Source organism: bacterium (genome assembly GCA_030652805.1).
GTDB lineage: Bacteria > JAHJDO01 > JAHJDO01 > JAHJDO01 > JAHJDO01 > JAHJDO01.
The window spans coordinates 1-4790 of the sequence record JAUSPT010000079.1 but is presented as its reverse complement, the minus strand read 5'-3'; the positions used below and the strand labels follow the sequence as shown (position 1 = coordinate 4790).

5 protein-coding genes are annotated in these 4790 nt (G+C 38.2%); 1 reads left to right on the top strand and 4 read right to left on the bottom strand.

Annotated elements, in window-relative coordinates; translation table 11 throughout:
- The coding region (locus tag Q7J67_08050) for a hypothetical protein (protein MDO9465231.1) at positions 1-199 on the bottom strand (199 nt) is incomplete at its 3' end.
- A 324-nt stretch (positions 200-523) separates the two neighbouring features.
- Here Q7J67_08050 and Q7J67_08045 point away from each other — a divergent pair.
- Positions 524-979: a YhcH/YjgK/YiaL family protein gene (locus tag Q7J67_08045; GenBank protein ID MDO9465230.1), complete on the top strand. Its 456-nt coding sequence runs from the start codon at positions 524-526 to the stop codon at positions 977-979.
- Between the two features lie 58 nt (positions 980-1037).
- On the opposite strand, the gene Q7J67_08040 is transcribed toward Q7J67_08045, so the two are convergent.
- The 3 genes from Q7J67_08040 to rny all read right to left on the bottom strand — a co-directional run bounded on the left by Q7J67_08040 (position 1038) and on the right by rny (position 4430).
- Positions 1038-1994, bottom strand: coding sequence for an FAD:protein FMN transferase (locus Q7J67_08040; GenBank protein MDO9465229.1), 957 nt, complete (start codon positions 1992-1994; stop codon positions 1038-1040).
- Positions 1995-2058: 64 nt separating this feature from the next.
- Entirely contained in the window at positions 2059-2838 is a 780-nt protein-coding gene (locus Q7J67_08035; GenBank protein ID MDO9465228.1) for a TIGR00282 family metallophosphoesterase, read from the bottom strand.
- A gap of 17 nt (positions 2839-2855) precedes the next feature.
- Positions 2856-4430: a ribonuclease Y gene (gene rny, locus Q7J67_08030; GenBank protein ID MDO9465227.1), complete on the bottom strand. Its 1575-nt coding sequence runs from the start codon at positions 4428-4430 to the stop codon at positions 2856-2858.
- Between the last annotated feature and the right edge of the window lie 360 nt (positions 4431-4790).

Sequence of the window (4790 nt, the reverse complement as noted above, 5' to 3'; positions counted from 1 at the left end):
TTCTTGATATGCCAAAATGTTTACAGGCAAACTTGGCATTTCCCTTTCCTGCAGTGTAGTAAAATATTATCCATTCCAGTCTTAGTCTCGCTTTTGAAGAAAGCCCTGCAATCTCTGCTGTACCCCGCCAATGTTCATATCGATTTATTTTAGGTAGAGGCTTCCTCTTAAAGAAGTAATAACTAGCTGTCTTTCTCATTTGGCAACTCCTCCGATATGGTAGATTCTTGCTCCAAACATTGCTCGCTAGCTCGCAATGTTTGGATGTCTTCTATCATACCACGAGTGTTACCTATGTTTCTCAGCCTCCGCAATCTCATGTCAAAAACATCCTACTGCTTACCTGTTTCCAATAGTGTGTGTTACAAGTGTTTATTTTTATAATAGATTGCCAAGAGGACTTTTAGGAGTATTTGACTAAATCAATAAAGATTTGTTATATTTTATACCGAGAAAGCGAAAAAATATGGATTCCATATACTAATTGTTAGCACAATAGGATTTCAGGAAGGAGGGAATAAACATGGTTTTGGATGTACTTGAGAATGCACAGCGTTATTTGGCCTTGAACAAGGGGTTTGCAAAGGCATTTGAGTTTCTTATGCGCCCAGATCTGAAGGAACTGCCGGTGAACAAGTATGACATAGATGGAGACAGTGTCTATGCTATGGTGGCTAAGGATCATGGTCGTAAGAAAGAGGATGCTCTACTCGAAACGCATGAAAAATACATTGATATCCAATTAGTCTTGGCAGGAACTGATAATATGGGATGGAAGCCCAAATCATCGTGTAACCAACCTTCAAAGGAATACGATGAAGAAACTGACGCTCAGTTCTTCAAGGACAAGCCAGATGCCTGGCTGTCAACCGCATGTGGAACCTTTGCGATCTTCTTTCCGGAAGATGCACACATGCCACTGATCTCGTCTGGGCAGCTTCACAAAGTCATTGCCAAAGTCGCAGTGGACCGGAAATGAGATGAGCGGATACGCCACGCACCACTGATCTAAATCGGTTAGAGAAATAAGAATCCTTCTAGCGAAGGACGAATTGCATCATCCCAGACGATTTTATCAGATTTAAATTGCCATCTTTTATAGTAATGATTAATGCTTCTACGCCTTTTAATTTTTCTATTAGTTCAATGCCCTTTTCCTCTCCAAGCACTGTTACTGCTGTTGCCAAGCTGTCGCAAGTCAAACAATCTGAGGATAATACAGAAACACTCACTATTTGATTATCCACTGGACAGCCGGTCCTTGGGTCAATTATGTGGGAATATCTCTTGCCATTCAGCATAAAAAATCTTTCATAATCCCCGGAGGTCGCAATTGCATTAGTGTCTAAGTCTATAAGTCCTATAATCCTGTTTCTTTCTCTTGGATGTTTTATTCCTATTTTCCATAGCTTTCCATCTTCCCGCTTTCCAATAGCTCTGATATCACCTCCTGTATCAATTAAGGCTCCCTTAATATCATAGTTTTTAATAAGATCCATAGCCATATCTACTGCATATCCCTTGGCTAACCCACCCAGGTCAATTTTGATGCCTGTTTTATTGAACTTCACATTATTGTTTTTTATTAAAATATTTCTATATCCAACAAGAGATAAAGTATTTAGAATATTCTGTGTATCCGGAAATTCGTTTATTTCCCTGGCATTATGCCATAGATCAATTAATGGCTTACATGTAATGTCAAACGCTCCGTTTGATAACTCTGAAGTATAACGAGCTTTGTTTATCACATACAGAAGTTCTCTGCTGTCTTCTTGTTCCCCTGCTTTGTTCAGCGAGCATAGTTCGCTATCTGGTTTATATGCGCTCATAATATCTTCTATTCTCGATATTTCTTTAAATCCAGCCTGAGCTGCTGAGCGTATTATTGTTCTGCTCTTGCCAACAACAATGATATTTACTTCTGTGCCCATTAAGAATTTTGTTTCTTCATAACGAATGGCTCTTGGAGAACAACCTGTAATTAGGAACACAGAAAATAAAAGAATGAGGGGAAATTTTGAATTTTGAATTTTGAATTTTGAATTAATAATTTGTTTACAGCTTCTTGCTTATTCTCTCAATAGATAAAGCTCTTCCAGAATCATAATCTGCTTCAATAGTTACCCCGTGTAACCAGATATCCTCTGAAGCGGCTTCAATTTTTACAGGGACTTGGGTTAGAAAACGTTGAAAAACAGAATCTTTTTTTGCTCCTATTATTGAATCGTGAGGACCCGTCATTCCAGCATCTGTAATATAGGCTGTACCCTTAGGAAAAATCTTCTCATCGGCGGTCTGAACATGTGTATGGGTTCCTACTACTGCGGTAACTTTACCATCTAAGTACCTGCCTAAAGCTATTTTTTCAGATGTTGCTTCAGCATGAAAATCTATAATATTTACCATTGTTTTCTTTTTTAATTTTTCCATTTCTCTTTCTGCTACCTTAAAAGGGCAATCCAAAGGCTTCATAAAAACACGCCCCATAAGATTTATGATTCCAATTATATACCCTTTTTTACTTTTAAATGTTGTAGAGCCAATCCCTTTGACTCCATCAGGATAGTTCGCTGGCCGCAGTATTCTCTCATCTGTGTCCAAGGCACTTAGTATATCCTTATTACTCCATATGTGATTGCCTGATGTTATAATATCTATTCCATAAGAAAAAAGTTGGTCAGAGATTTTCCGTGTAATTCCAACACCTCCTGCAGCATTCTCTCCATTTGCGATACATACATCTATGCTATTTGTATTCAATAAAGTTGGAACAAGTTTCTCTATTGCACAACGTCCAGCCTTGCCAACCACATCCCCGATGAAAAGAATTCTAATCTTAGCCAATTTTCTATCTATTTTGCATAATCAACTACTCTAGTCTCGCGAATTAAGGTAACCTTAATCTGCCCTGGATAATTCAAGTTTTTTTCTATTTTCTTACTTATATCCTGCAAAAGTTTAACACTTTCTGTATCACTTATCTTATCAGGCTCAACCATGACTCTAATCTCTCTACCGGCATTGATCGCATATGTTTTATTAACGCCTGGAAATGATGTTGCAATACTTTCTAATTCTTCCAACCGCTTTACATATTTTTCGAATGTTTCGCGTCGCACGCCGGGCCGTGATGCAGAGATTGCGTCAGCCGCCTGAATAAGCACAGAAAGAATGGTATTTGTTGGCTTTTCCTCATGATGTGAAGCAATTGCATAAACTATCTTATCTGACTCACCACATTTCCTTGCCAAATCCGCACCTATCTGCGCATGCGTACCTTCTACTTCATGGTCCACAGACTTACCTATATCATGCAATAGACCTGCGCGTTTTGCTGTCTTTATATCCTGACCTAATTCTGCAGCCATTGCCCCTGCCAGATAAGCTGCTTCCTTTGAATGCTGCAATACATTCTGCCCATAACTTGTCCTATACTTCAGACGACCAATCAGTTTTATTTCTTCTGAGTTAAGTCCTTGAACTCCAACTTCCAAGGCAGCCTGTTCTCCAGCTTCCTTAATAGCAAATTGAACTTCTTTATCAGCTTTTTCTACAACTTCTTCTATTCTACCAGGGTGAATCCTTCCGTCTGCAATAAGTTTTTCTAAAGCAATTTTTGCAATCTCTCTTCTTATAGGATCAAAACCCGAAAGTATAACCGCTTCAGGAGTGTCATCAACAATAATATTTATACCTGTTGCAGTCTCAAACGCCCGGATATTTCTCCCTTCACGGCCAATGATACGTCCTTTCATCTCTTCGTTTGGCAAAGATACAACAGACACTGTAGATTCAGTGGTGTATTCTGCAGCGCATCTCTGAATTGCTGTAGCTATGATTTCCTTGCCCTTTTTTTGGGCATTCTCCAGAAACTCGTCTTCTATTTTCTTTGCTAAAAGCGCTGCGTCATATTTAGCTTCTTCAGCTATTTTGGCAAGAAACACTTCTCTAGCTTTTTCTGGGGTAAGTCCGGAAATTCTCTGAAGGCTGCTTTTTTCCTCTTCTAAGGTCCGAGTAAGTTCTATTTGTCTTCTATCTAAGTCTTCTGTTTTTCGTCTTATGCCATTTTCTTTATCTGCAATCTCCCGTTCTCTTCTCTCCCACAGGTCAACTTTTCTGTCTAAGTTTGATTCCTTTTGGCTTATCTTGCTCTCAAGAGCAGAAAGTTCCTTTCTTTTTGCACTTGTCTCTTGCTCAAATGCAGATCTTAACTTATACAGCCCATCCCTTGCTTCTAGATCCAACTCCTTCCGCTTTGTCTCAATCTCTTTTTCTGCATCTTTAAGTATTTTCTTAACATACTCCTCTGCTCTTCTTATTTTTGACTCAGCTGCATATTTTCTGTATATATATCCTGCTGCTCCAAAGCCAAGCCCAACTCCTGCACTTACAAGCCAAAAAATATAACTACTTAACAGGCTAATCATAATGCTCTTACCCCCTCATGATAAACACATAGGAGCTACATGCATCAGATTTTTCTTGCATTTTAATGTCTCTCTGCTTTCCTCTTTTTAATCTCTTAAGTCTCCTTAATCTATATTGCTTTTTCTATTAAATGCTTAGAAAAATCCGATAATCTTTATAGCTTTTCCTACGGTTAGTTAAATAAATATTTTTATTAAACTACACTTGGCTTAATTCTATGTTATAGTTTAGTTATAAAAAGTTGATCTTTTCAACTTTTTTTGCATTTTTACTTTATACGTAGAAACGCCACGACAATTCAAGCTCTCTGCCACCTCCTTTCCAGCTTGATTGATATTGATATATAGTATCATTTTTTT

What these genes read in the sequence shown, in the direction of transcription:
- rny (MDO9465227.1), bottom strand. Translation starts at nt 4,430, where the DNA reads ATGATTAGCCTGTTAAGTAGTTATATTTTTTGGCTTGTAAGTGCAGGA.
- Q7J67_08045 (MDO9465230.1), top strand. Translation starts at nt 524, where the DNA reads ATGGTTTTGGATGTACTTGAGAATGCACAGCGTTATTTGGCCTTGAAC.